Annotated in this window: 19 protein-coding genes and 2 pseudogenes; 12 read left to right on the top strand and 9 right to left on the bottom strand. The window is 37.6% G+C overall.

Annotated features, from left to right (window positions below):
- Position 1 precedes the first annotated feature (1 nt).
- The 5 genes and pseudogenes from AA977_RS08050 (at position 2) to AA977_RS01815 (ending at position 4,376) form a co-directional block, all read left to right on the top strand.
- Positions 2-244 carry a hypothetical protein gene (locus AA977_RS08050; RefSeq protein ID WP_080472359.1) on the top strand — a complete coding sequence of 81 codons (243 nt, stop codon included), beginning with the start codon at positions 2-4 and terminating at the stop codon, positions 242-244.
- A complete protein-coding gene (gene pssA / locus AA977_RS01830) occupies positions 244-957 on the top strand; it encodes a CDP-diacylglycerol--serine O-phosphatidyltransferase (RefSeq protein WP_064434358.1) in 714 nt (237 codons plus the stop codon). Before AA977_RS08050 ends, pssA begins: the two co-directional genes overlap by 1 nt.
- Complete coding sequence (copA, locus tag AA977_RS01825) at positions 954-3,179, top strand: copper-translocating P-type ATPase CopA (RefSeq protein WP_064434357.1); 2,226 nt, start codon at positions 954-956, stop codon at positions 3,177-3,179. Before pssA ends, copA begins: the two co-directional genes overlap by 4 nt.
- A complete protein-coding gene (copP, locus tag AA977_RS01820; protein WP_021436400.1) occupies positions 3,180-3,380 on the top strand; it encodes a copper-binding metallochaperone CopP in 201 nt (66 codons plus the stop codon). It abuts the gene before it with no gap.
- Between the two features lie 177 nt (positions 3,381-3,557).
- Positions 3,558-4,376: pseudogene (locus AA977_RS01815) on the top strand (hypothetical protein).
- 23 nt (positions 4,377-4,399) lie between these two features.
- On the opposite strand, the gene AA977_RS01810 reads toward AA977_RS01815, so the two are convergent.
- Positions 4,400-5,716 carry a M14/M99 family metallopeptidase gene (locus AA977_RS01810; protein WP_064434356.1) on the bottom strand — a complete coding sequence of 439 codons (1,317 nt, stop codon included), beginning with the start codon at positions 5,714-5,716 and terminating at the stop codon, positions 4,400-4,402.
- Between the two features lie 148 nt (positions 5,717-5,864).
- On the opposite strand from AA977_RS01810, the gene AA977_RS01805 reads away from it, so the two are divergent.
- Positions 5,865-6,380, top strand: coding sequence for a flagellar FLiS export co-chaperone (locus AA977_RS01805; RefSeq protein ID WP_064434355.1), 516 nt, complete (start codon positions 5,865-5,867; stop codon positions 6,378-6,380).
- Between the two features lies 1 nt (position 6,381).
- Here AA977_RS01805 and AA977_RS01800 read toward each other — a convergent pair whose 3' ends face one another.
- The 8 genes and pseudogenes from AA977_RS01800 to pyrB form a co-directional block, all read right to left on the bottom strand.
- The gene (locus AA977_RS01800) at positions 6,382-7,377 is read right to left on the bottom strand and encodes a HoxN/HupN/NixA family nickel/cobalt transporter (RefSeq protein ID WP_064434354.1); all 996 of its coding nucleotides are present in this window, start codon (positions 7,375-7,377) and stop codon (positions 6,382-6,384) included.
- Positions 7,378-7,606: 229 nt separating this feature from the next.
- Positions 7,607-8,278: a DUF3226 domain-containing protein gene (locus AA977_RS01795; protein WP_064434353.1), complete on the bottom strand. Its 672-nt coding sequence runs from the start codon at positions 8,276-8,278 to the stop codon at positions 7,607-7,609.
- Positions 8,271-9,328 (bottom strand): annotated as a pseudogene (locus tag AA977_RS01790) (ATP/GTP phosphatase). The gene AA977_RS01795 and the pseudogene AA977_RS01790 overlap by 8 nt, the downstream one beginning before the upstream one ends.
- 118 nt (positions 9,329-9,446) lie before the next feature.
- Positions 9,447-10,016, bottom strand: a complete 570-nt coding sequence (locus AA977_RS01785) for a restriction endonuclease (protein ID WP_064434352.1) — start codon at positions 10,014-10,016, stop codon at positions 9,447-9,449.
- A 3-nt stretch (positions 10,017-10,019) separates the two neighbouring features.
- Positions 10,020-10,637 carry a neuraminyllactose-binding hemagglutinin family protein gene (locus tag AA977_RS01780; protein ID WP_033618053.1) on the bottom strand — a complete coding sequence of 206 codons (618 nt, stop codon included), beginning with the start codon at positions 10,635-10,637 and terminating at the stop codon, positions 10,020-10,022.
- Positions 10,631-12,286: an ABC transporter ATP-binding protein gene (locus tag AA977_RS01775; protein WP_064434351.1), complete on the bottom strand. Its 1,656-nt coding sequence runs from the start codon at positions 12,284-12,286 to the stop codon at positions 10,631-10,633. Before AA977_RS01775 ends, AA977_RS01780 begins: the two co-directional genes overlap by 7 nt.
- A gap of 90 nt (positions 12,287-12,376) precedes the next feature.
- Positions 12,377-13,816, bottom strand: a complete 1,440-nt coding sequence (gene hofB / locus AA977_RS01770) for an outer membrane beta-barrel protein HofB (protein ID WP_064434350.1) — start codon at positions 13,814-13,816, stop codon at positions 12,377-12,379.
- Positions 13,817-14,302: 486 nt separating this feature from the next.
- Positions 14,303-15,226: an aspartate carbamoyltransferase gene (gene pyrB / locus AA977_RS01765; protein ID WP_064434349.1), complete on the bottom strand. Its 924-nt coding sequence runs from the start codon at positions 15,224-15,226 to the stop codon at positions 14,303-14,305.
- 66 nt (positions 15,227-15,292) lie between these two features.
- On the opposite strand from pyrB, the gene AA977_RS01760 reads away from it, so the two are divergent.
- The 6 genes from AA977_RS01760 to AA977_RS01735 are packed head-to-tail and all read left to right on the top strand — an operon-like array spanning position 15,293 to position 24,252.
- The gene (locus AA977_RS01760; protein WP_064434348.1) at positions 15,293-15,808 is read left to right on the top strand and encodes a hypothetical protein; all 516 of its coding nucleotides are present in this window, start codon (positions 15,293-15,295) and stop codon (positions 15,806-15,808) included.
- Positions 15,808-16,515, top strand: a complete 708-nt coding sequence (gene tlyA / locus AA977_RS01755) for a 23S rRNA (cytidine-2'-O)-methyltransferase TlyA (RefSeq protein WP_064434347.1) — start codon at positions 15,808-15,810, stop codon at positions 16,513-16,515. Before AA977_RS01760 ends, tlyA begins: the two co-directional genes overlap by 1 nt.
- Positions 16,481-17,323, top strand: coding sequence for a bifunctional riboflavin kinase/FAD synthetase (locus AA977_RS01750; protein WP_064434346.1), 843 nt, complete (start codon positions 16,481-16,483; stop codon positions 17,321-17,323). The genes tlyA and AA977_RS01750 overlap by 35 nt, the downstream gene beginning before the upstream one ends.
- Before the next feature lie 46 nt (positions 17,324-17,369).
- The gene (gene tkt / locus AA977_RS01745; RefSeq protein WP_064434345.1) at positions 17,370-19,301 is read left to right on the top strand and encodes a transketolase; all 1,932 of its coding nucleotides are present in this window, start codon (positions 17,370-17,372) and stop codon (positions 19,299-19,301) included.
- The gene (gene addB / locus AA977_RS01740) at positions 19,292-21,634 is read left to right on the top strand and encodes an ATP-dependent deoxyribonuclease AddB (protein WP_064434344.1); all 2,343 of its coding nucleotides are present in this window, start codon (positions 19,292-19,294) and stop codon (positions 21,632-21,634) included. Before tkt ends, addB begins: the two co-directional genes overlap by 10 nt.
- Positions 21,631-24,252 (top strand): DNA translocase FtsK, encoded by a 2,622-nt coding sequence (locus tag AA977_RS01735; protein WP_064434343.1) that lies wholly within the window; start codon positions 21,631-21,633, stop codon positions 24,250-24,252. The genes addB and AA977_RS01735 overlap by 4 nt, the downstream gene beginning before the upstream one ends.
- Positions 24,253-24,299: the final 47 nt, after the last annotated feature.

The raw sequence follows: 24,299 nt of genomic DNA, 5'->3' as shown, positions 1-24,299 counted from the left end.
AGTGTGGGTTTTCAAACAGATCTTTAATAAGGGTTTTAAACCCTATTATCGGTATTCTGTTTGCTTGAAATCTCTTCTTAGATTGTGTTTTTTCAAATTTGCTACTTACAACCAGCGTTATAGAGCGTTTCTAACGCTCTTTTTTTATAATTTTTTTAACGCTTGTAAGGTTTTAATTCCCATAATTGATTTTAGGATTACTTATTCTAAAATACCCCATCAAACCCATTCAAAGAGCCTCTGATGCCCATTAACCCTCTCTATTTATTCCCTAACCTTTTCACCGCTAGCAGTATTTTTTTAGGCATGATGAGTATTTTTTACGCTTCAAGCTATCAGTTTGTCATGGCATGCTGGTTGGTGGTAGCGAGTCTTATTTTAGACGGGCTTGATGGGCGCGTCGCAAGGCTTACCAACACCACTAGCAAATTTGGTATAGAATTTGACTCCTTAGCGGATGTCGTCGCTTTTGGGGTGGCTCCAAGCCTTATTGCTTACTTTTATGTGGGGTATAATTTCGGGCGCATAGGCATGGCGGTGAGCGCGTTGTTTGTGATTTTTGGAGCGATACGATTGGCGCGATTCAATATCAGCACCAACACAAGCGATCCCTATTCTTTCATCGGTATCCCCATTCCTGCTGCGGCGGTATTGGTGGTGCTTTGTGTGTTATTAGACAATAAATACCATTTTTTAGAAGGAAATACCGAAAAGTTATTTCTAAGCTTTATTGTTTTGTTAGGGGTGCTTATGGTGAGCAATATCCGCTACCCCAATTTCAAAAAAGTCAAGTGGAATCTCAAGCTTTTCATCTTAGTGTTGATTTTTTTATCGTTAGTGTTTGTGCGCCCTTTGGAAGCCTTAAGCGTGTTTATGGGGCTGTATTTGATTTATGGCATCATTCGTTGGCTCTTTTTAATGGTAAAAATTATTTTTAATAAAAGTAAGAGTGCATGAAAGAATCTTTTTATATAGAGGGAATGACTTGCACGGCTTGCTCTAGCGGGATTGAACGCTCTTTGGGGCGTAAGAGTTTTGTGAAAAAAATAGAAGTGAGCCTTTTAAACAAGAGCGCTAACATTGAATTTAACGAAAATGAAACCAATTTAGACGAGATTTTTAAACTCATTGAAAAACTGGGTTATAGCCCTAAAAAAACCCCAACCAAAGAAAAAAAAGAATTTTTTAACCCTAATGTTAAATTAATCTTAGCGGTCATTTTCACGCTTTTTGTGGTGTATCTTTCTATGGGGGCGATGCTTAGCCCTAGCCTTTTACCTAAAAGTTTGCTCACAATAAACAATCATAGTAATTTTTTAAACGCATGCTTACAGCTTATAGGCGTGCTCATTGTCATGCATTTGGGGAGGGATTTTTACATTCAAGGGTTTAAAGCCTTATGGCACAGACAGCCCAACATGAATAGCCTTATCGCCATAGGCACAAGTGCGGCTTTAGTTTCAAGCTTGTGGCAATTGTATCTCGTTTATACAGGCCAATGGTCTTATGGGCATTATTATTTTGAAAGCGTGTGCGTGATTTTAATGTTTGTGATGGTGGGCAAACGCGTTGAAAATGTTTCTAAAGACAAAGCCCTAGACGCTATGCAAGCCTTGATGAAAAACGCCCCAAAAACCGCCCTTAAAATGCAAAATAACCAACAAATTGAAGTTTTAGTGGATAGTATCGTGGTGGGGGATATTTTAAAAGTCCTCCCTGGAAGCGCGATTGCAGTAGATGGCGAAATTATAGAGGGCGAAGGGGAATTAGATGAGAGCATGTTAAGCGGCGAAGCGTTACCGGTTTATAAAAAAGTCGGCGATAAGGTTTTTTCAGGGACACTCAACAGCAATACGAGTTTTTTAATGAAAGCCACGCAAGATAACAAAAACAGCACTTTATCTCAAATTATAGAAATGATCCATAACGCCCAAAGCTCAAAGGCAGAGATTTCTCGCTTAGCGGATAAGGTTTCAAGCGTGTTTGTGCCAAGCGTGATGATTATCGCTGTTTTAGCGTTTATAGTGTGGCTCATCATCGCGCCTAAGCCTGATTTTTGGTGGAATTTTGGCATCGCTTTAGAAGTGTTTGTATCGGTTTTAGTGATTTCTTGCCCTTGCGCTTTAGGGCTGGCTACGCCTATGAGTATTTTAGTGGCGAATCAAAAAGCGAGTTCTTTAGGTTTATTTTTTAAAGACGCTAAAAGTTTAGAAAAAGCAAGGCTAGTCAATACGATCGTTTTTGATAAAACCGGCACGCTCACTAACGGCAAGCCTGTCGTTAAAAGCTTCCATTCCAACATAGAACTATTAGAGCTATTGAGTTTAGCGAGTAGTATTGAACACAATAGCGAGCATGTTATTGCTAAAGGGATTGTAGAATACGCTAAAGAACATAACGCTCCCTTAAAGGAAATTAGCGAAGTTAAAGTAAAAACGGGTTTTGGCATTAGCGCTAAAACAGATTATCAAGGCGCTAACGAGATTATCAAAGTCGGTAATAGCGAGTTTTTTAACCCCATTAACCCCATAGAAATTCAAGAAAACGGGATTTTAGTGTTTGTAGCTAGAGTGATTAATGAAAAAGAAGACGAGCTTTTAGGGGTGTTTGTTTTAGAAGATTTGCCGAAAAAAGGCGTGAAAGAGCATATCGCTCAAATCAAAAATTTAGGCATTAACACTTTTCTTTTAAGTGGGGATAATCTCAACAATGTCCAAAAATGCGCGCTTGAATTAGGGATAGATGGTTATATCAGCAACGCTAAACCACAAGACAAACTCAACAAGATTAAAGAGCTTAAAGAAAAAGGGCAAGTCGTTATGATGGTAGGCGATGGCTTGAATGACGCCCCAAGCCTTGCTATGAGCGATGTGGCGGTGGTGATGGCTAAGGGGAGCGATGTGAGCGTGCAAGCAGCGGATATTGTGAGCTTTAACAATGACATTAAATCGGTTTATAGCGCGATCCAATTAAGTCAGGCGACCATTAAAAATATCAAAGAAAATTTGTTTTGGGCTTTTTGCTATAATAGCGTGTTTATCCCATTAGCTTGTGGGGTTCTTTATAAGGCTAATATCATGCTAAGCCCAGCGATTGCGGGTTTAGCGATGAGCTTAAGCTCTGTGAGTGTGGTCTTAAACGCCCAAAGGCTAAGGAATTTTAAAATTAAGGATCATTAAATGAAAGTAACTTTTCAAGTGCCAAGCATTACTTGCAATCATTGCGTGGATAAAATTGAAAAATTTGTGGGCGAAATTGAAGGCGTGAATTTGATTGATGTGAGCGTGGAAAAAAAGAGCGTGATCGTAGAATTTGACGCCCCGGCGACACAGGATTTGATTAAAGAAGCCTTATTGGACGCTGGGCAAGAGGTGGTTTGATATAGGGGTGGTTTGATATAAATAAATGCGTTGGGTTTAATCTTGCAGGTTTTTGCATTTTGAAGCTCTAAAAAAGAATGAAATAAAAAATAGGGTTAGATTTTTTCACTAAAACCTAACCCTTAAAAATTTTTTCGCTTTTTGTATTGTTTTCAAATCAATAAGCAAAGGATAAGCATGGGTATCAAAGAAAAAGAGATCGAGCTAGAAGCCTTAAAGCGAGAGATTGCGCAAGCGGAGACGAGCTTAGAAGAGGATTTTATCAAGCACATGGTGAGTAAGACTGATGAGAAAGTGGAAGATTTGTTTTTTGGCAACAAGCCCGAGTTTTATCGGTTTGTTTTTACGGAGCAAAACAACTACTTGAGAGAAAAGCTAACCGACAAGGTAAGCAAAGCCATGAGTTTGGGCGATGAAATCCAAAGAGACAAAACAGAAAATAAATCTTTAGAAAATGGTGCGAAATTCAAAAAGAGGTTTGTGTTTGAGTTGCAAGATGATTTGATATTTTTAAAAACAAAAAGGAACACCTATAGCGCTAAAACCGAGCATGAAAATTTTCAAGAAAGATTGTTAGCGGCTAAAGACACTTTTAGATTGATCAAAGCAAATGATTTTAAAACTAAAATTTACCCCTTTCAAATCACCCTACGCTTAAAAACAAAACATGTTATTGTTTTTAAATGATTGAAAAGAGAAATCATCAAACGCTTTGTTAAAAAGGATCTTTTCACCGAGACCCTATCCATAGAAATAACGGATAAAAGAGAGCGAAAATACGCCTTAATCGCAAACTATAACCATGCAAGCGATATGATTGAGCTAACGCTTGATGATAAAACCTACACCACCACCCTCTACTATCAAAAACCGCTTTTTGACCTGATTAAAAATTCTAATTTTAATTTGACAATCAAAGACAACACGCTAGAAATAAATCAAGCTAAAAACGCCTATTCGTTTAAAGCGAAAAATACCAAAACCCTTGAAGATTAAAATGCAATGAGATTTATCCGTATTCACACAAATTTCACTAAAATCATCCCGCTAAACGCATCATTTTTATAAAATTCTATGCGATAGATTTTTTCTTGCTTGTCTAATGAAAAGCGTTTTTGAAAATCTTTAAATTTAATCGTATAGCCCGTTTCATTAGGCTTACTTTCATTAGAAACGCTAAAGCCAATCACATTCGCGCGGATATTATCCAGAGCATGGATATAAAAACTCTCTTTCACTTCAACCACGCTCCCTATCTTAACCATTTGATCCTTATTGTCAATTTGCATTTTCACTGCTTCTAAAGAATGGTCAAACTCTATGTAAAAAGGCGATAATCGTGTCATGAGCTTGTTGCCGTATTTTAAAAACACTTCTTGCTTGTTTTTGACTAGCCCTACAATGTAAGCGTTGCTCTCTATGGGGATTTGTGGGATTTTAGTGTTGTGGGGTAAAGGGAAATGGTTGAGTTTGGGGCGTAAGTTAAAAAGGGGTATTTTGGGTAGAGAGCTGATTTTTGCCCACAAACTTTTATCATTAATAAGAGCATGCACGCTGCTAGGGTTAAGCTCAAAATCGCGCTCAAAAGGGATATTAAGCTGATTGAGTAAGCCCTCAATGGCTTGCAAATGGTAAAACACTCTTGATGCTAAAGGGAGTTCTTTGCTGGCTTCATTGGCAAAAGCGCTCTTTTGGTGGTTGATCGCATAAAAAGTTAGGGCTTTTTGCATTTCTGTATCGCCTTGCGCGGTATGCGTGTTTTTTAAATGGTATTTTTCAATGGGGTGCAATAAATGGGCGTTAATGCTATTAATCGTATTGTTTGCAAAAGTGAGCAAATTAGGGAATTTCGCCCCCTTAACCTCATCTTGGTCAATAATAAAACAATTCCCCCAGCGCTTAGGGTTAAGCATCGCATCAATATAATTAGGGCGATAATACCCACCGCCATCATGCAAGTGCAAAATAGCGTCTATAGTGGGTTTTACAATCAAAGATTTAATTTCTTGGATAGTGGGGTATTCGGGGTCATTCTTGTCTAAAACGGCAAATTTGCGGTTCATATCCCCATACAAGCCCCTATGATTTCTTAACATGGAAGGCTTATTCAATACCGGAACCACCTCAACCAAGCCTTTTAAAACGCTATAGTGCATTAAAAACAAATTAGTTGCATTAAACCCTCCAGGCTCATCGCCTTGAATCCCTGCTAAAAGCAACAAATGGGGGGCTTTGTCTCTATCCTCTGCATTTTTAGGGGCTTTTTCTATCGTTTCTATGGCGTTCAAAAACACCAAAGAACACAAACCCCACACTACAAGCCATATTTTTTTCATCCAATCTCTCTACTCTTTGAAACTAAAAGATCGTTAATTATACCTAAAACCTTTTTTTAATTGAGCTTATTGGGGGCTTATTTAATATTTCCATAAAAAGGGAACGAAAAATGCTTGTGAGTGTTTAATTCTATTTAAAAGGTTTTTTATGGATATTTTAAAAACTCTTCAAAAGCATTTGGGCAATGTTGAAGTGAGCGATTTTAAAACTAGTGCGATAAACAAATCCCAACAAATCGCCCAATTCAATAGGGACATGAAAAATATTAATGAGAGCGTTGGAGCGTTGCAAATCTTGCAAATCGCTTGCAAAAAACTCTTCAATAAAAGCATGGGTTTAGAAGATAAAGACGCTTTGCAAGCTTCTATCGCTAAACAAGAATTGCAAGAAATTGTAGAAAATTGCCAGTTTTTAGCCTCCCCTTTGTTTGACACCCAGCTCAACATTGCAATTCATGATGAAGTTTTTTCTATTATTGTGGATAACCCTTTGCATTTGTTAGAAAATGCGGATGCGTTTCAAGCTTATTTGGAAGAAAAATTAAACGAAATTAAGGAATTGTTAGCTTATTTGAGTGAAAGCCTTTCAAACCCTAAAGCCTTTATGCCAAGTTTTTCAAACAAAAGCCTTAAAGATTTGTTGGGCGATGATTTAAGGGCTTAATCTAGCCCTCTAATTTAGAAAATTTGATTTTCCATAAAAAGAACGAGCCTAAAAACGCTATCACGAATAAGCCCACCAAGTAATAGCCTAAATCTGTAAATTCTAGGCTTTGTAGGGCGTTTAAAAGGCGGTTTTCAAATTTTAAATGGAGTTTCTCGCTAACGACTTGAAACAGCTCAATCAACCCAATAAAAAGAGCGATAAACACGCTCAAGGCGGTGATGGAGATATTGTAATAGATTTTTCTTAAAGGGGTTTTGAACGCCCAATCATACGCTTTTAACATGAACGCCCCATCCAGCGTGTCAAACAAACTCATGCCAGCGGCAAAAAGAATGGGTAAAGAGAGCATGCCCACCACACTCACCTTAATCGCGCTGCTAGAAAGGGCCAAAAGTGCGATTTCACTAGCGGTATCAAAACCGAGTCCAAAAAGAAAACCCACCGGATAAATATGCCACGATTTGGAAACGAAATTAAACAAGGGTTTAAAAAAGCGATTGAGTAAGCCCCTACTCGTTAAAAGCCGTTCGATCTCTTCGTTTTGTTGCTGGCTCAAGCGTTCATTAGAATGCGATTTTTTGAATATTTTTAATAAATCCACCAGAATAATCGCATTCAATAGCCCTATGATGAGTAAAAAAAGCCCAGAAACCAAAGTCCCCACTACCCCCCCTACTTCTTCTAGCATCGGCGTATGCTCTTTAGCCCAAGCGATTGCAAACGCGCTGACAATGGTCATTAAAATCACCACGCTTGAATGCCCCATAGAAAAGTAAAACCCCACACCATAGGCGTTTTTACCCTGTTGGGTGAGCTTTCTAATCGTATTGTCTATGCAAGCGATATGATCCGCATCAAACGCATGCTTTGCCCCTAGCATGTAAGCCATAGACGCCGCTGCATAAAACGAGGCGTTATTAGCCATAAAAAGCAACGCTAAACCCAAGATGTGCAAAAACACAATCGCTAAAAAATAAGGAAACCACAATTTCACAGCACGCCTTTAATAATATTTTTTGAGTAATTGTAATATAAAAAGCCTAAAGAAAGCGAGCGGTGTTAAACATTTTAAAAAAAAGTAGGCATTAAGCTAGTTCTTAAATCAAAGAATAAAAGAGAGAACTTGTTACTCCCTTTAAAGAGCGCGGGTTGAGGGATAAAAAACCGCTTAAAATAAAAAACCGCTTAAATTAGATTGAACCTTGGATTTTAGGGTTTGTTTTTTACTTATTTTTTGCAAATTGTTCTAAAAATTTTTTAAGGGGAATGAGAGATTTTGAGTTAAAATCAATCACTTCTTTTAGTCTTTCATATTCTCCTTTACATTGTTTTTTTATTTTACCTTTATTATCAAAAATATCCTTTGTCAAATTCTCTAATCCAAGCGCTTCTAAATAGGCATACCACTTACTTTTTCTTATGTTTTTAATCGGTTCATAATGTTCTTTACTTTTAATACATTCTAAGTATTTTTCAAAGCATTTAAGAAATTCATCGTGTTTAGCAATTTTTAATAATAGGGTTTCTAAATCACCATCATCTTGATTGTTAGGGAATAAAAAGATCTGTTCTTTTGGAAAATCACTCTTTTTTTCTTTGGATTTTTCTTTGAGTTTTTCACGAATATACTTAAGCTTGTTATCAAAACCTGCATCGCTTTCTTGATTCTCTTTTTTTATGTCTGCATCAAAAATAATGCACACTTGTTTGTATCTTGGGTTTTTATTATCTAAAATATTCTCGATTTTTTTACAAAATTCATCTGAGAATAATTTATCTTTACCATCTAAAGGGAATATATCAAAATGAGCTTGATATTCCCAAACATCAAGACACCAACTTAGAAAATATTTATCGCTTTGTCCTTCTGTATAAATGAGCATCTTTTTACTCATAATTATTTTCCTTAAACCTTTCTTTACCTCCAAAAAGATTGGCGCTATTCTTGAAATAAAGAGATAAATTTTCTCCATAATAAGGCTCTGCAACAATTAAATCATCGTATCGCTTCAAGCAAAACAACTTAGTTTCATGTGCAAAATCCTTTTCTCTGATAACTTGGTCTAAAATTTCTATAAATTCTTGGCTATGGGTAGTCATAAACACTTGCAAATTACCATCTTTATTGTTACTGATAAAATCAATAATATTTTTTAACAATAACCTCATGCGAGAAAAGTGCAAGCCGTTTTCCACTTCATCAATATAAATCGTTTTTGCATTATTGGCCATAAAAGCGCTTACAATATACAAATACTTAATCAAACCATCGCCAAATACAGATAACGGATTTTTTTCTTTCATGTTTTTCACTTTTAATTTGAGTTGGTTATTGGCACTAAAACTAATGGCTTGGATATTGTTATCAAATTGATTAAGATGTTTGTTTAATTCTTCTTCTAATTGGTTGTTACTGCAAATCTTGCTCACTGCTTGAATAATGCTATCTCGCCCACAAACAACATCTCTAGGCGTTATGATGGCAGCGCTTTCAAAAGGTAAAAGTTTTTGCAATTGACTGGGTTCAAAATTCTTAAATTGCCTGTTGTAGCCTGACTGATTAGGGATTGGTGGAAAATTAGGAATTTTAGCAATATTCAAATGATCGTTATAGATTTCTTTATTGTTTTTTTTAAGAGTGAAATTAAGCTGAGAGAGCACTTGAGTTTGTTCTATTATGGGTATTATTTGCGATTCTATTACCTTTTGGTTTTCACTGGCTATGAATTTTATTTGCAAGTCTAAGGCTCTTTGCGTATATTGTCATAAATTTCCGTTAGATTAGCGCATGGGTGCATGGATTTTCCCACCAAACAATACAACGCTTCTAACAAATTGGATTTATCCGCATTGTTTTGGCCGGTGATAATATTGAGTTTGGTAAAACCATCAATTTTAGTGTCCTTAAAATTCTTAAAGTTTTTAATACGAACAGACTGAATCATTGAACCTTATCCAAGTAGAAATTTGTGCTAAATTTCATATTATAACGCATGAAATTACAACAAAATTCAATGAGAAACAATAGAAATAAAAGCGTTATATAAAATTATCCTAATTGGATTATTTTTTCCCATTTAAAAACCTGACCCATTCGTCCCTATCAATTAAAAGCACATCATTAGCTTGAGCCAGTTTTTGAGCCGCTTGCGTGAAATAGCTGTTAGTGATCACGCAAGCTTTTTCGCAAGCGTAGTAAGCTTTAGAAGAGACCACCTCTTGAATGGCTTTGGGCGAAACTTTGTGCGAGTAGCGTTTGGCTTGAACCGCCCATTTGATGCCGTCTTTTTTTAAAATCAAATCCGCTCCATAATCGCCGCTTTTTTGAGTGATACTCACTTCAAAACCCTTTGAAGTGAAAAACATTTTAGAATATTCTTCAAATTCAAAGCCGTTCATGGCGTCTATTTTTTGCAAAATGCGTTTGAGTTGGCGCTCTTTATACGAAGAAATAACGCCTTGAAAAAGCACCAATATAGAAAAAACGCCAAGAATCGCTAACAATTTTAAAAGCAAATCGTTAGCTGAGGTGGCTAATTTCAATTCTAAAGATTTTTCCAATAAAACATTCCAAATTAAATAAATCCCTACCGAAAACAAAACAATAAAAATGAAAAATAAAATCTTTTTCATGCTTTAAAGCCATGTTGCATTTTCTGTAGCGTTCAAACGCTCTTCTAAATTTTGCATAAGGGAGTAATAAGCCTTGTTAAGGGCTTTGATCAGGGCGTTATGATAGGATTTGTCTTCTTGAGAAAAAAGAGAGGGGTTATCGCCTAAACGATTAGCGTAATAAACAGGCACGCTGAGAGCGGTGGGGATTAAAAGGGTGTCAAACGGGCAAGCGGTTGGTGAAACGCATTCTAAAATCAAGCTCGCTTGAAGGTTTAAAAAACGCATGACATCTTTAGGGTTGGCGTTAGGCTCTATGGTTTTTTTAAGCCTTTCTTTAATAGCTTTAAAATCCTTATAACCCTCTTCAAAAGCCATGAAAACATTGCCTGAAATATTGAGGGTGAAACCCTTTTTATCTCTTAAAAAATAAGCGATTTGCTGGGTGATCGCTTTTTTAAATTCTTTTTGATAAAAGGGCGGCACAAAATGGGCGTTAAAAAAGATTTTAGGGGGGTTTAAAGTGAATGCGGTTTTTAAAGTGCTGTTTTTAGGAGCGTCTTTATATTTTAAATGGAGCGTTGTGGTGTTAAAGATCTGACACCCTAGAAAGATAAAAACAACGCCTAAAATCCTTAGCATTCTATCAAACGCCCATGCTCTAATTTCACATGTTTAGTGGCTAATTGGAGCGTGCTTATATTGTGCGAAATGAGAATGATCAAGCGGTTTTCTTTCAATTCTAAAATGCTTTGTTTGATATTTTCTTCTGTGGCGCTATCCAAAGCAGAAGTGGCCTCATCAAAGATTAAAACTTGTGCATCTTTATACAAGGCTCTTGCAATAGCGATCCTTTGGCGTTGCCCTCCGCTAAGATTGGCGCCAAATTCATCTAAAACGCTCTCTATCCCATTAGGCATTTTTTCCACAAAATCTAAGGCTTGAGCTTTTTTCAAACATTCTTTGATTTTTATTTCATCAATTTCTAAACCATACGCCACATTTTCAGCCACGCTCCCGTTAAAAATAAACACCCTTTGAGTGACAACGCTAATCTTTTCTCTCAAGGATTTTTGAATGATACTCTCTATTTTTTGATCATTGATGAAAATTTCGCCCTGGCTTGGCTCATAAAGGCGTAAAATTAGATTCACTAATGAACTTTTACCGCTCCCGCTTTCGCCTTTTAAAGCGATGATTTCATTTTGTTGGAATTTCAAACTAATATCGCTTAAGACATAACGCTCTTGGTTATCTAGCGCATAAGCGAGCCATACTTTTTTAAATTCTATGGTGTGGATGGCGTTATCAAGCGTTAAGACCCCATCAATAATCGCCGGCTCTCTTTCTAAAATTTCATGAATCCTATCGCTAGCGACTAAAGCTTCTTGAAAATTAGAAACGATCCTAGTTAGGCGTTTGATCGGCGTATAAAGCATAAAAAGGGCTGTGATGAAAGAAAAAAACGCCCCCACGCTAATATGCCCCCTAATCACTTCATTCCCCCCTAAATAAATCACTAACGCTATCGCAATCGATCCTAAAAACTCCATTAAAGGCGAAGAAATCTCAGCCACAGCGATATTTTTGATACCGATTTTAAAAAACGCTTCATTTTCTTTCACAAAAGCCTTATGCTCTAATTTTTCGCCATTAGAGATTTTAATCGCTTCCACATTATTAAAAACTTCACTCAAACGAGCAGTGATTTTGGCGTTACTCTCTTGGTGGGATTTGGCGAGTTTTTTAACCTTACGAATGATTTTACCAATAGGAATGGCGGCTAGCGGCATGATCACTAGCCCCACTAACGCTAATTTAGGGCTTTGATAGATCACCACTCCCACTAATCCAATAATCGTTAGCCCTTCTCTTATGCTTTCTGAAAGGTAATTAGACAAACTCGCTCTAATCAATCCTATATCGTTGGTGATCCTTGCGATCAACTCGCCCTTTTTAGTCCTGTTGAAAAAATCCATCTCCATTTTGAGAAGGCTTTCTAGCATGGTGTTGCGTAATTTTTTAATAATATCAAGCCCAATGAAGTTGGTGAAATAAGTGCCAAGATACATGCCCCCACTCTTGCCCAAATACGCTAAAACCACTAAAAAAGGTAAGATTTTGAGCATGTGAGTGTCTTTATTGATAAAAATCTCATCTAGAGTAGGCTTGACTAAATAAGTCCCCCAAGCCGTGCTTAAAGCCACCACTAAAGAAGAAAATAAAACCACTATAAAACTTTTATAATGCTCTTTAAGATATTTAGAATAACGCCTGAAAAAGAGTTTCAAATGTTTAACCTTTGGATTTGATTAAACTCGTATTATAGTGTTTTTATTAGGGGATTTTTAACGCTTTAATAAACAGCTTAAGGCTATCTATTAAAATTTAGCGCTAAGGGTTGTCATCAAATGGCTTCTGTCAGAATAAAGCGCTTTAGATCCGGGTGTGGGCAAATAACTCCCCACCGTAAAGCCTGAATGCGTCATCACGCCCAGATATTCTAATTTCACGCTCGCTGTCAAACTCTTACTGATCTTATAGCCCACATTAAGAGCCGCGCTCGCTTCATTGGCTAAAGTGCCGCTAGTCCAACGCCATAAAGTCCCCCACAGCCACTTTTTATGCACGCCCCCACCAAAAACCCAGCCAGAGACTGCATCCGCAGTTACCACATGGCTTAAGGCTTGCCCTATATCATAAACGCTATTGGTCCAAAAATCAATGCCTAAAGGGTTTCCTGTCGTGCCTATGTAAGCGTTAGCGTTTTTCCACACTTTATAAAACGCTCCCCCAAAATTAAATTCATTGTAATCAAATCGTTGCCTAATGAGCAAACTTTGCCCGGCGGTGCCAGCTTTCACAGCATAACGATAAGTATCCCTTTTTAAGGGGGCATGGACAGGGAGTAAAATATAAGCCTTGGTTTCTGATCTAAAGCCCACGCCATTGAAATTAGGGTTACTATCATAGCCCACAACCACCCCAGGGCTATAGTAAGTTCCGGGAGAAAATTGGAAAAAAGGGCTGACGCTAACCCCTTTTCTTTCGTAAGTGTAATTCACTAAATGGATGCCATAATTCAAAGTGCGTCCGTTTTTAGTCACGGTTCTTGGAGAGTAGAAATCATAAATCCACTCCCCATAAGCGAACGCCCTACCCCATGAGCTAAACCACCATAATTTATGGATTCCCTCATTTTTATCTTTAACTTTAGCGCTGATTTCAAAACCTTGCGTGTAACCACTCATATAAGGAGCATTAGATTGGTAACGCCCCCCTTTAGCTAAAAAAATATCTTTATAGCGGTATTCTAAAAAAGCGTTATTCATCAAGTAATTACGGCGTATTTTATTGGCTTTAGCGTTCCCGCACGCTATAGAATCAATCACCTTGCCATCAGACCCAAGCGCACACTCATGGATACTCGTGCCATCAAGCAAGGCTGTTTTACCCCCTAAATAGCCATTCCAATAACCGATGTAATTATAAATGACTGAGCCGCCTTGATTGAATTTGGTATCATCATAAGCGATCCCTCCTAGCGTGCCGCCAACTTTTCCCTCTAAAGTATGCCCTTGATCTTTAAGGCCTTTGGATAAAAAATCCGCATAGATATTGCCCTGCCCTACAGCGGTTACAAAAGTCTCTGTAGGATAGATCCCCCTAGCAATATCAATCTTTTTTTTATTAAAGCCAACTTTAGAAAAGGACTCCGCTAAAACTTCAATCTTATAATCAAACGCTTGCAAAGAAGCGCTTAAACTTAAAAAATATACCCCACAAAAAACTTTATTCTTTAAAGGCGCGCTATTTTTCATTTTTATCCTTTTAATAGCAAATACATCTTAAAGACTATGGCTTAAAGACTATACGATTCTTAACTAATCTACAAAACAAAGAACATAATCAAGCTATTTATTTACTTTTAATTAACTCAACTATTTTTGATTATAACGAAAAATTTTTTTAGTTTCATAACAAAATGAGAGAAAGTAAATCAAAATTTAACCAAAGTGGGATTTTTACACCTATCAACTTAAAAAGTTAAGATTTGTTCTTATTGAATACAGACAATTAAAACCTTTTTATTTTTAAAAAAGGGTTTTTGTTATTTTTTTATCGTTTTAAATTTTATTTTAAAACAAAACTTATTCTCTTAAAGGGATAGGGGGTATTTTGAAATAATTCTCCCCTTAACCCCCAACTAAACCCCCCCTAACCCAAGAAAACCGCTTTTTTAAAGAGACTATCGCTCGATTAAAATCAAGCTTTCTAATATATTTATTTTTTTTTAAGTTTTATAATCAATCTATTAACAAAAACTCCAACACCGCCATGCGCATTGCCACGCCATTTTTGACTTGCTCTAAGACTTTAGATCGCTTATCTTCTAACACCGCGCTTTCTATATCAATATCCCTATGCACCGGGCCTGGATGCAAAATGATCACCTCTTTATTTTTAGCGTGATCATCTAAGCGTTTTTGAGTGATGCAATAAGCGTTAGCATAATCTTTCAAGCTCGCAAAAATAGGCGTATTGTGGCGTTCGGTTTGGGTCCTCAAACTCATTAAAATGTCTGCGAATGCTATCGCTTCTTCAATGTGATGCGTCGTTTTTAAGGAAACGCTAGGGAGCATGGAGCTTGGAGCGCACAGCATGATCTCAAGCCCTAGTCTTTGGAGCAATTTGATATTGCTATTAGCCACTCTTGAATTTTTCACATCGCCTATAAAAGCGATTTTTTTCCCTTTCAAATTTTCTAAACTGCCAAAATATTGATAAAGGGTGAGTAAATCTAATAACGCTTGGGTAGGATGAGCGCTCACGCCGCTTCCTGCGTTAATTAATGGGCATTGTGAAAATTCGGCTAATTTAAAAGGCGCGCTTGAAAAGGCATGCCGTGTGATGATAGCGTCAGGCTGCATGGCATGGATATTTTTAAAAGTGTCTATTAAAGTTTCACCCTTTGAAGTGGAGCTTGTTTGCATGTTTAATTTCACCATTTTCGCCCCTAACCTTAGGCTTGCGATTTCAAAGCTAGACACCGTTCTAGTGGAATTTTCAAAAAATAAAGCCACGATGATCTTATTGTGCATTTTTTCTTTTACCTCTAAAGAAACCGCATTAAAATCGTTCGCATAAACGCTCGCTTTTTCTAATAAAAGCTTGATTTCATCTACACTCAAATCGCTGGTTTGGAGCAAGTGTCGGCATTGTTTTGGCATAAAACCCCCTTTTAGTTATAATAAAGATTTTATTTTAGCTAAAAATGGTAGGGGTTTTAGCAAGGAATGGGCTTGAAAAATCTCTCAATACTTCTAGTGTTTTTATTCTTTTGTTTGGGGTGTGTGAGCAATTTTAATGAAGACACTTACACGCTAGACTTAGTGTTAGAAAAAAAGATTCAAGCCAGCAGGAAAGGCGAAATCACCCAAGATAATGTCCCTATCATCACGGCGATCGCCACGCATTTAAACGATGTGGATAGCGGCACTTACTATGACCATGAGTATTTTTTAGTGGAGATTTTCACGCAAAATAACGACTGGATAGATGATGGCTATATCTCTTATGAGCTTTTTGGCACAAAACCTACAGGCTCAGAACCTTTATGGGTGCGAGAAATCATAAGAGATGAATTTGATGGCATTTTAGAAACCACGAACCGGTGGAGTAGAGCCTTTTTGCTCGCTTTTGACAAATTAGATTATTTAGCGGTGCAAGAAGCTAAACTAGAACTTGATGCCTATAGTTTAGGCAAGATTGTTTTTAATTTCGCTTATCAAGTCCCCCTACCTCAATTTTAATGCGCCTAGATTACGCCTTATTTGACCAACATTTAGTGAGTAGCAGAGAAAAAGCGAAAGCGCTAATTTTAAAAAACCAGGTTTTAGTCAATAAAATAGTGATCTCTAAACCCTCTTTTATCATTAAAGAGAACGATCAAATTGAATTAATCGCCACAAATTTATTCATCAGCAGGGCTGGGGAAAAATTAGGGGCTTTTTTAGAAAACCACTTGATAGATTTTAAAGAAAAGGTTGTTTTAGATGTGGGAGCGAGCAAGGGGGGTTTTAGCGAAATGGCTCTTTTAAAAGGGGCTAAAAAGGTGCTTTGCGTGGATGTGGGGAAAATGCAATTAGATGAAAATTTAAAAAAGGACAAACGCATAGAATGTTATGAAGAATGCGACATTAGAGCGTTTAAAACGACCGAAAAAATAGATTTAGCGCTTTGCGATGTGAGCTTTATTTCCTTATATTGTATTTTAGAAGCGATTTTGCCTTTAAGTAATGAATTTTTGATGCTTTTCAAACCGCAATTTGAAGTGGGCAGAAAAATAAAACGCAATAAAAAGGGGGTGGTTATGGATAAAGAAGCCATTTTAAACGCTTTAGAAAACTTTAAAAACCATTTAAAAACAAAGGGTTTTCAGATTTTAAAGATCCAAGAAAGTTTAGTGAAAGGGAAAAATGGGAATGTTGAATTTTTTATCCATTTCAAGCGAGCCTGAAATTAAAAGCTTAGCGATCGGTAAATTTGACGGCTTGCATTTAGGGCATCAGGCTCTTTTTAAAGAATTAAAAGATCCTAAAGCCCTTTTAGTCATAGAAAAAAAACATTACACTAAAGGCTATTTAACCCCCCTAAAATACCGCGCTAAACTCGTGAACATGCCTTTATTTTTTGTGTATTTAGAAGAGATTTCACGCTTAAACGCTCTGGATTTTTTAGAACTTTTAAAAAAGAAATTCCCCAATTTAGAACGCTTGGTGGTGGGCTATGATTTCAAGTTTGGATACCAACGCCAAAATGACGCTTTATTTTTAAAAGAGCATTTTAAAGAAAGCATTATTGTGCCTGAAGTGAAAGTCCAAAACATTAGCGTGCATTCTAAAACCATAAGACTGGCCCTAGATCATGGCGATTTGGCTTTAGCCAACAAGCTTTTAGGCAGGCCTTATGAAGTGTGCGGGGAAGTCATTAAGGGGCAAGGTTTGGGGCATAAAGAATTAGCGCCCACTTTAAATATAAAAACCAAAGATTTTATCCTCCCTAGCTTTGGGGTGTATGCGAGTTTGGTGAAAATAAAAGATCAAACCTATCAAAAAAGCGTGAGTTTTATAGGCAATCGCTTAAGCGCGGATCAAAACTTCGCCATAGAATGCCATGCAATTGATACTATCATAGAAAACCCGCCCCAAGAACTCGCTTTGCGTTGGGTTGAAAAAATACGAGACAACATGCATTTTCATTCCTTAAAAGAGCTTAAAAACCAGATCCAACAAGACATCTTAATGGCCAAAGAGATTTTGAGGTAATTTGTGTTAAAATGACTCTTAAAAACCTTAAAAACGGAAAAATTTGATGCAATTGAGTAACGCTGATTTGGAACGATTAAAAAGCATGGCCAACACGCTTCGCTTTTTATGCGCAGACATGATAGATAAAGCCAATAGCGGGCATCCGGGCGTGTGCTTGGGGCTGGCTGATGTGATGGTGGTTTTAAGCTTGCACCTCAATCTCAACCCCACCAACCCTAAATGGCTCAATAGGGACAGGTTGGTTTTTAGCGGAGGGCATGCGAGCGCGTTAGCTTATAGCTTGTTGCATTTGTGGGGCTTTGATTTGAGCCTAGAAGATTTAAAGCAGTTCAGGCAATTGCACTCTAAAACCCCAGGACACCCCGAATTGCACCACACCGAAGGCATTGAAATCACAACAGGCCCTTTGGGGCAAGGCTTTGCTAACGCTGTGGGCTTTAGCATGGCAAGCCAATACGCTCAAAACCTTTTGGATAAAGAAACGATCTCTCATAAAGTCTATTGCTTGTGTGGGGATGGGGATTTGCAAGAAGGCATTAGCTATGAGAGCGCTTCTTTAGCCGGGCATTTTCGCCTTGATAACCTCATCGTGATTTATGATAGTAACCAAATCAGCATTGAAGGCGCTATTAATATTAGTTTTAGCGAACATGTTAAAATGCGCTTTTTAGCGCAAAATTGGGAAGTGCTAGAATGCGATGGGCATGACTATCAAGCCATTCATGACGCTTTAGAAACAGCCAAAAAATCCACCAAACCCACGCTTTTAATCGCTCACACGATTATTGGTAAGGGAGCCATTGGCTTAGAGGGGAGTGAAAAAACGCATGGCTCGCCCTTGAATAAAGAAGTGTTAAAACAATCCAAAGAAAACGCTTGCATCAATCCTAATGAAAGCTTTATAATTAGCCCCAAAAACAAAATGCATTTTGAAGAGGTGAAAGTTAGGGGTATCAGTTTAGAAGCCTTATGGGAAAAATCCTTAAGCCCTAAAATAAAAGAAAAAATCCATGCGTTAAAGAATTTTGATTTTAATAGCATTAATTACCCCACCTTTAAACAAGGCGAATCTCTAGCCACTAGGGTGAGTAACGGCATGATTTTAAACGCTATCGCTAAAGAATGCGAAGGCTTTTTAGGAGGGAGTGCGGATTTAGCCCCCTCTAATAACACGCATTTAAAACATTCTAGCGATTTCCCTTTAGGGCAGAACTTGCATTTTGGGATCAGAGAGCATGCCATGGGGGCTATCACTAACGCTTTAGCGGCGTATGGCTTGTTTGTGCCTTTTTGCGCGACCTTTTTTGTGTTCAGCGATTATTTAATGCCAAGCATGCGTTTGAGCGCTTTAATGCGATTAAAAGCCCTTTTTATTTTCACGCATGACAGCATTGGTGTGGGCGAAGACGGAGCGACACACCAGCCCATAGAGCAATTGAGCCATTTACGTGCTTTGCCCAATTTCTATGCTTTCAGGCCTAGCGATGCTTTTGAAAATACCGCTTGCATGCAAGCAGCACTCAATTTGAATGCCCCTAGCGCTTTTATTTTATCGCGCCAGAATTTACCCGTGCTAGATGAAGTCTCTAAAGAGCAGGTTTTAAAAGGGGCGTATGTTAAACACCCCTCTAAAAATCCTGTGATCACGCTCGTTGCAAGCGGGAGTGAGGTTTCTTTAGCTCTAGAGAGCGCTAAAATTTTAGAGCGAGAAAATATCCCCACTCAAGTCATCAGCGTGCCATGCTTTGATTTGTTGATAGAGCAAGATGAAAGCTATCTTAAAACGCTCTTTAAGGGTAAAGTTTTAGTCATTGAAGCGAGCCGCGCGATAGAGTGGTATCGTTTTGCGGATAAGATCATTTGCATGGATTCTTTTGGGAGTTCAGCAAAGGGCGATAAACTCTTTGAAAAATTTGGCTTTAGCGTTGAAAATATTACTAATCAAGCAAAAAGGTTACTCAACGCATGCATTTAGAAAAACTTTTTTTAGAAAAAACCCCCCTGTTTGTTTTTAGCTCCACTAGGCGTTTGAAACATTTCTATTTAGAGCAAGGCGAAGGGTTTTTGCCTAATGCGATGAGCATGGGGAGCTTTTTTGAACAGGCTTTTTACATCCCTAATAAAAAGAAAATCCCTAAAAGCGTGAGCCAAATTTTAATGATAGACACTATTAAAACGATCGCTAAAGAAAAAGGCTCTATCCTTGAAGGGCTTTTGCTTTTTGAAAACAGCTTTTTAGGGTATTTGGAAAGCACTTCTTTTTTATTTGATTTGTTTGATGAATTGAGCTCTGCTTGCATCAAACTCAACGAACTTTCTTCTAAAGACATTTACTTGGATTATGAAAAGCATTTAGAAATTTTAGAAATGATTTATGATCGCTACATCAAAAAGCTAGAAAAACTAGGCTTTTATGACAAAATCATGCAAGAAAAGCCCGCTATTTTAAAAGAATTTTTTGAGCATTTTTCCTCCATTGAATGGCATTTAGACGGCTTTATGAGTGTTTTTGAAAGGCAATGTCTGCTAGAAGTGGCGGAGTTAGTGCCTATCACTTTACACCTATCTTGCGATAAATACAATCAAAAATTTTTGGAATTTTTAAACCTCAAATTAGAGACAGATTGCAATTATTCCATTGACTTTAAAACCCAAAAAATCCTTTCTCAAACCCCTAATGATCAAAAAATAGAGCCAAAGCTTTATGCAAACTCTAGTTATTTAAAACAAAGCGCTTTAGTTTTGCAAACCATAGAAGAATATTTGCAAAAAGATAACGATCCTAATAAAATGGCGATCATCACGCCCAATGCGGATTTTTTGCCTTTTTTAAAGCTTTTAGACAAAAACAATAATTTGAATTTCGCTATGGGTTTAGGGGCTAAAAATTGCTCTTATTATACAGAGCTTGTAAAAATCTTAGAAGATTCAGAAAACAATGATGGTAGTTTGAGCGCTTCTGCTCTATTGGATTTAGAAAATCTCACGCTCTCGCTTTTAGAAGAACAAAGCTCTAAAGAACAAGCATCATTAAAAGAAACGCATTCTCAAATCATGCACCAGTATCATCTTTTAGAAGACACGCTTAAAAACTATAGTTTTAAAGATTTATTGCATTTGTATTTGCAAGAATTTGAAGCTAACTTCCGTTTAGATGATTCTAGTGGGGGTAAAATACGAGTCATGGACACTTTAGAGACAAGGGGCATGCAATTTGATAAAATTGTCATTGCGGATTTTAACGAATCTTGCGTGCCTAATCTCAAAGATTGCGATTTGTTTTTAAACTCTGCTTTAAGAAAATCGCTCAACCTCCCCACTTTATTGGATAAGAAAAATTTACAAAAACACTATTACTACCAACTCTTTAAAAACTCTAAAGAAATGGTGCTTTCTTACATAGAGAGCGAAACTTCAAAAGCCTCCAACATGCTTTTGGAATTGGATTTGAATTTAAAGCCTATCAAAGACGCTTACACGCTTTTTGCAACAAGCCCTTTAAAAGACTATCAAGAAGAAGACATCAAAGCCACTATCCCTAAAGGTTTTGGCTTTAGCGCTAGCTCATTAAACACCTTTTTAGCTTGCAAGCGCCGTTTTTACTACCACTATATCAAGCGTTTTAGAGAAAGCTCTAAAGATGAAAGTAATAGCACGGTAGGCAGTTTGCTCCATGAGTTATTGAAAGAAGCTTATGAAAAAAATAAATCCCCCAATCTCTTAAAAGAAAGGCTCATCCAGCTCTTAGAAAAAAAAGAAAACACCACCCCTAAAGAGCGTTTAGACACTTTGGTAGCGATTGAAAAAATCCAAGCTTTTTATAAAAAAGAACAACAACGCTTTAGTGAAAAAATCACCATTCTTGATCTTGAAAAAAGCTTTGAAACGGCCATTGAAGGCGTTCTTTTTAAAGGGCGCATCGATCGCATTGACAAGAGCGCTGACAATGAGATCATTCTATTAGATTACAAATTCAAAAGCGAATTGCAATTAGACAACATGAGTAAAAAACAAAGAGAAAACTTAAGCCCCATAGAAATCGCTCAAATCAGCCCCGATTATCAAATGGCTATCTATGCGTATGCCCTTAAAAATCTAGGCTATAAAGAGCCTATAAAAGCCTTTTTTTATGATTTGAGGAAGGGCGAGTTAGTGGAAGAAGATGGGCTTTATTTACAGGCTAAAATAAATCATTTAGTGTATTCTCTTATCCCCGAGCTCAAGGAAGAAATTGATTTTAAAAAAACTTCAGAGATTAAAAATTGTGAATATTGCTCCTTTAAAGATATGTGTAATCGTAATTTATGAAATCTAAAAAACTTTATTTAGCTTTAATCATAGGGGTTTTATTAGTGTTTTTGACCCTATCTTCATGGCTGGGTAATAGCGGGTTAGTGGGGCGTTTTGGGGTGTGGTTTGCCGCAATCAATAAAAAATATTTTGGGTATCTTTCATTCATTAATTTACCCTATTTAGCGTGGGTTTTATTTCTTTTATACAAGGCTAAAAACCCTTTTACAGAAATCGTTTTAGAAAAAACTTTAGGGCATCTATTAGGCATTTTGTCTTTGCTTTTTTTGCAGTCTAGCCTTTTGAATCAAGGGGAAATCGGCAACAGCGCGCGTTTGTTTTTACGCCCTTTTATAGGGGATTTTGGGCTTTATGCGCTTATAATACTCATGCTAGTCATCTCTTATTTGATTTTATTCAAACTGCCCCCTAAAAGCGTTTTTTATCCTTATATCAATAAAACACAAAACCTTTTAAAAGAGATTTATCAACAATGCTTGCAGGCTTTTAACCTTGATTTTACCCCCAAAAAAGAGGATTTTGAAAAAACCTCGCCAGATTTTCAAAAAAAAGAAACCCAAGACGACAAAGAAAATCCCAAAGAAAGCCCCAAAGAAAACTCTAGCAATGAAACCTTAAACCACAACACCCCCAACGAAGAATCGTTTTTAGCGATCCCTACCCCCTATAACACGACCTTAAACGCTTTAGAGCCGCAAGAAGGCTTGGTTCAAATCTCCTCTCACCCCCCCACTTACACCATTTACCCTAAAAGAAACCGACTTGATGATTGGTTTAACCCCACTACCCCCCCTTTAAAAGAACCCCAACAAGAAACTAAAGAAAGAGAACCCACGCCCCAAACTTTTACGCCCATTACGCCTACCACACCCACGCATGCACCCAGCACAAAAAATGGCAACCAAGTAGAAAATCCTAACCAAAAAACCCCCACTAACCCCCCAACAAAAGACGATCCACAAGAAAACCCTAAAAAAGAAAACATAAAAGAAAACATAGACGAAACCCCCCCAAAAGAAAACATGAAAGAAAACATGAAAGAAAACATGAAAGAAAACATGAAAGAAAACATGAAAGAAAACATGAAAGAAAAAGAGCCAGAAAATGCCCCAAACTCTCACTTAACCCCCACAAGCGCTAAAAAACCCGTTATGGTTAAAGAATTGAGCGAAAATAAAGAAATATTAGACGGATTGGATTATGGCGAAGTGGAAAAACCCAACAATTATGAACTTCCTACCACGCAATTATTGAATGCGGTTTGTTTGAAGGACACTTCTTTAGATGAAAACGAGATCGATCAAAAAATCCAAGATCTATTGAGCAAGCTGCGCACCTTTAAAATTGATGGCGATATTATCCGCACTTATTCAGGCCCTATTGTAACCACCTTTGAATTCCGCCCAGCCCCTAATGTTAAGGTGAGCCGTATTTTAGGATTGAGCGATGATTTAGCGATGACTTTATGCGCTGAATCCATTCGCATTCAAGCCCCTATTAAAGGTAAGGATGTCGTTGGTATTGAAATCCCTAATAGCCAAAGCCAAATTATTTATTTAAGAGAAGTTTTAGAGAGCGAGTTGTTTCAAAAATCCAGCTCGCCTTTAACTCTCGCTTTAGGCAAAGACATTGTGGGTAACCCTTTCATCACGGATTTAAAAAAGCTCCCCCACTTACTCATCGCCGGCACGACAGGAAGCGGTAAGAGCGTGGGCGTGAATGCAATGATTTTATCCTTACTTTATAAAAACCCCCCTGAGCAACTCAAATTAGTGATGATCGATCCCAAAATGGTAGAATTTAGCATTTATGCAGACATTCCTCATTTACTCACGCCCATCATCACTGACCCTAAAAAAGCTATAGGGGCTTTGCAAAGCGTGGCTAAAGAAATGGAGCACCGATACTCTTTAATGAGCGAATACAAGGTTAAAACCATTGATTCTTATAATGAGCAAGCTAAAAACAATGGCGTTGAAGCGTTCCCCTATTTGATTGTAGTGATTGATGAATTAGCGGATTTGATGATGACAGGGGGCAAAGAAGCGGAGTTCCCTATCGCTAGAATCGCTCAAATGGGGCGAGCGAGCGGCTTGCACCTCATTGTAGCGACCCAACGCCCAAGCGTGGATGTCGTGACCGGTTTGATTAAAACCAACTTGCCTTCAAGGGTGAGTTTTAGGGTAGGCACTAAAATTGATTCTAAAGTGATTTTAGACACCGATGGGGCGCAAAGCTTACTAGGAAGGGGCGATATGCTCTTCACCCCCCCTGGCGCGAACGGGTTAGTGCGCTTGCATGCCCCCTTTGCCACTGAAGATGAAATCAAAAAAATCGTGGATTTTATTAAAGCCCAAAAAGAAGTAGAATACGATAAAGATTTCCTTTTAGAAGAATCGCGCATGCCTTTAGACGCATCTAGCTATCAAGGTGATGACATGCTAGAAAGGGCTAAAGCGGTGATTTTAGAAAAAAAGATCACTTCTACGAGTTTTTTACAACGACAATTAAAAATCGGCTACAACCAAGCCGCCACCATTACCGATGAATTAGAAGCTCAAGGCTTTCTATCCCCAAGAAACGCCAAAGGCAACAGAGAAATTTTACAACACTAACGCCATAAACTCCTAACTTTAGCTATAAGAATAGTTGATAAAACGCC

The sequence above is a fragment of the Helicobacter pylori genome, from assembly GCF_001653455.1.
In the GTDB taxonomy this organism is placed as follows: domain Bacteria; phylum Campylobacterota; class Campylobacteria; order Campylobacterales; family Helicobacteraceae; genus Helicobacter; species Helicobacter pylori_A.
The sequence above is the reverse complement of the archived record's forward strand: the minus strand, read 5'-3'. Positions and strand labels throughout refer to the sequence as shown.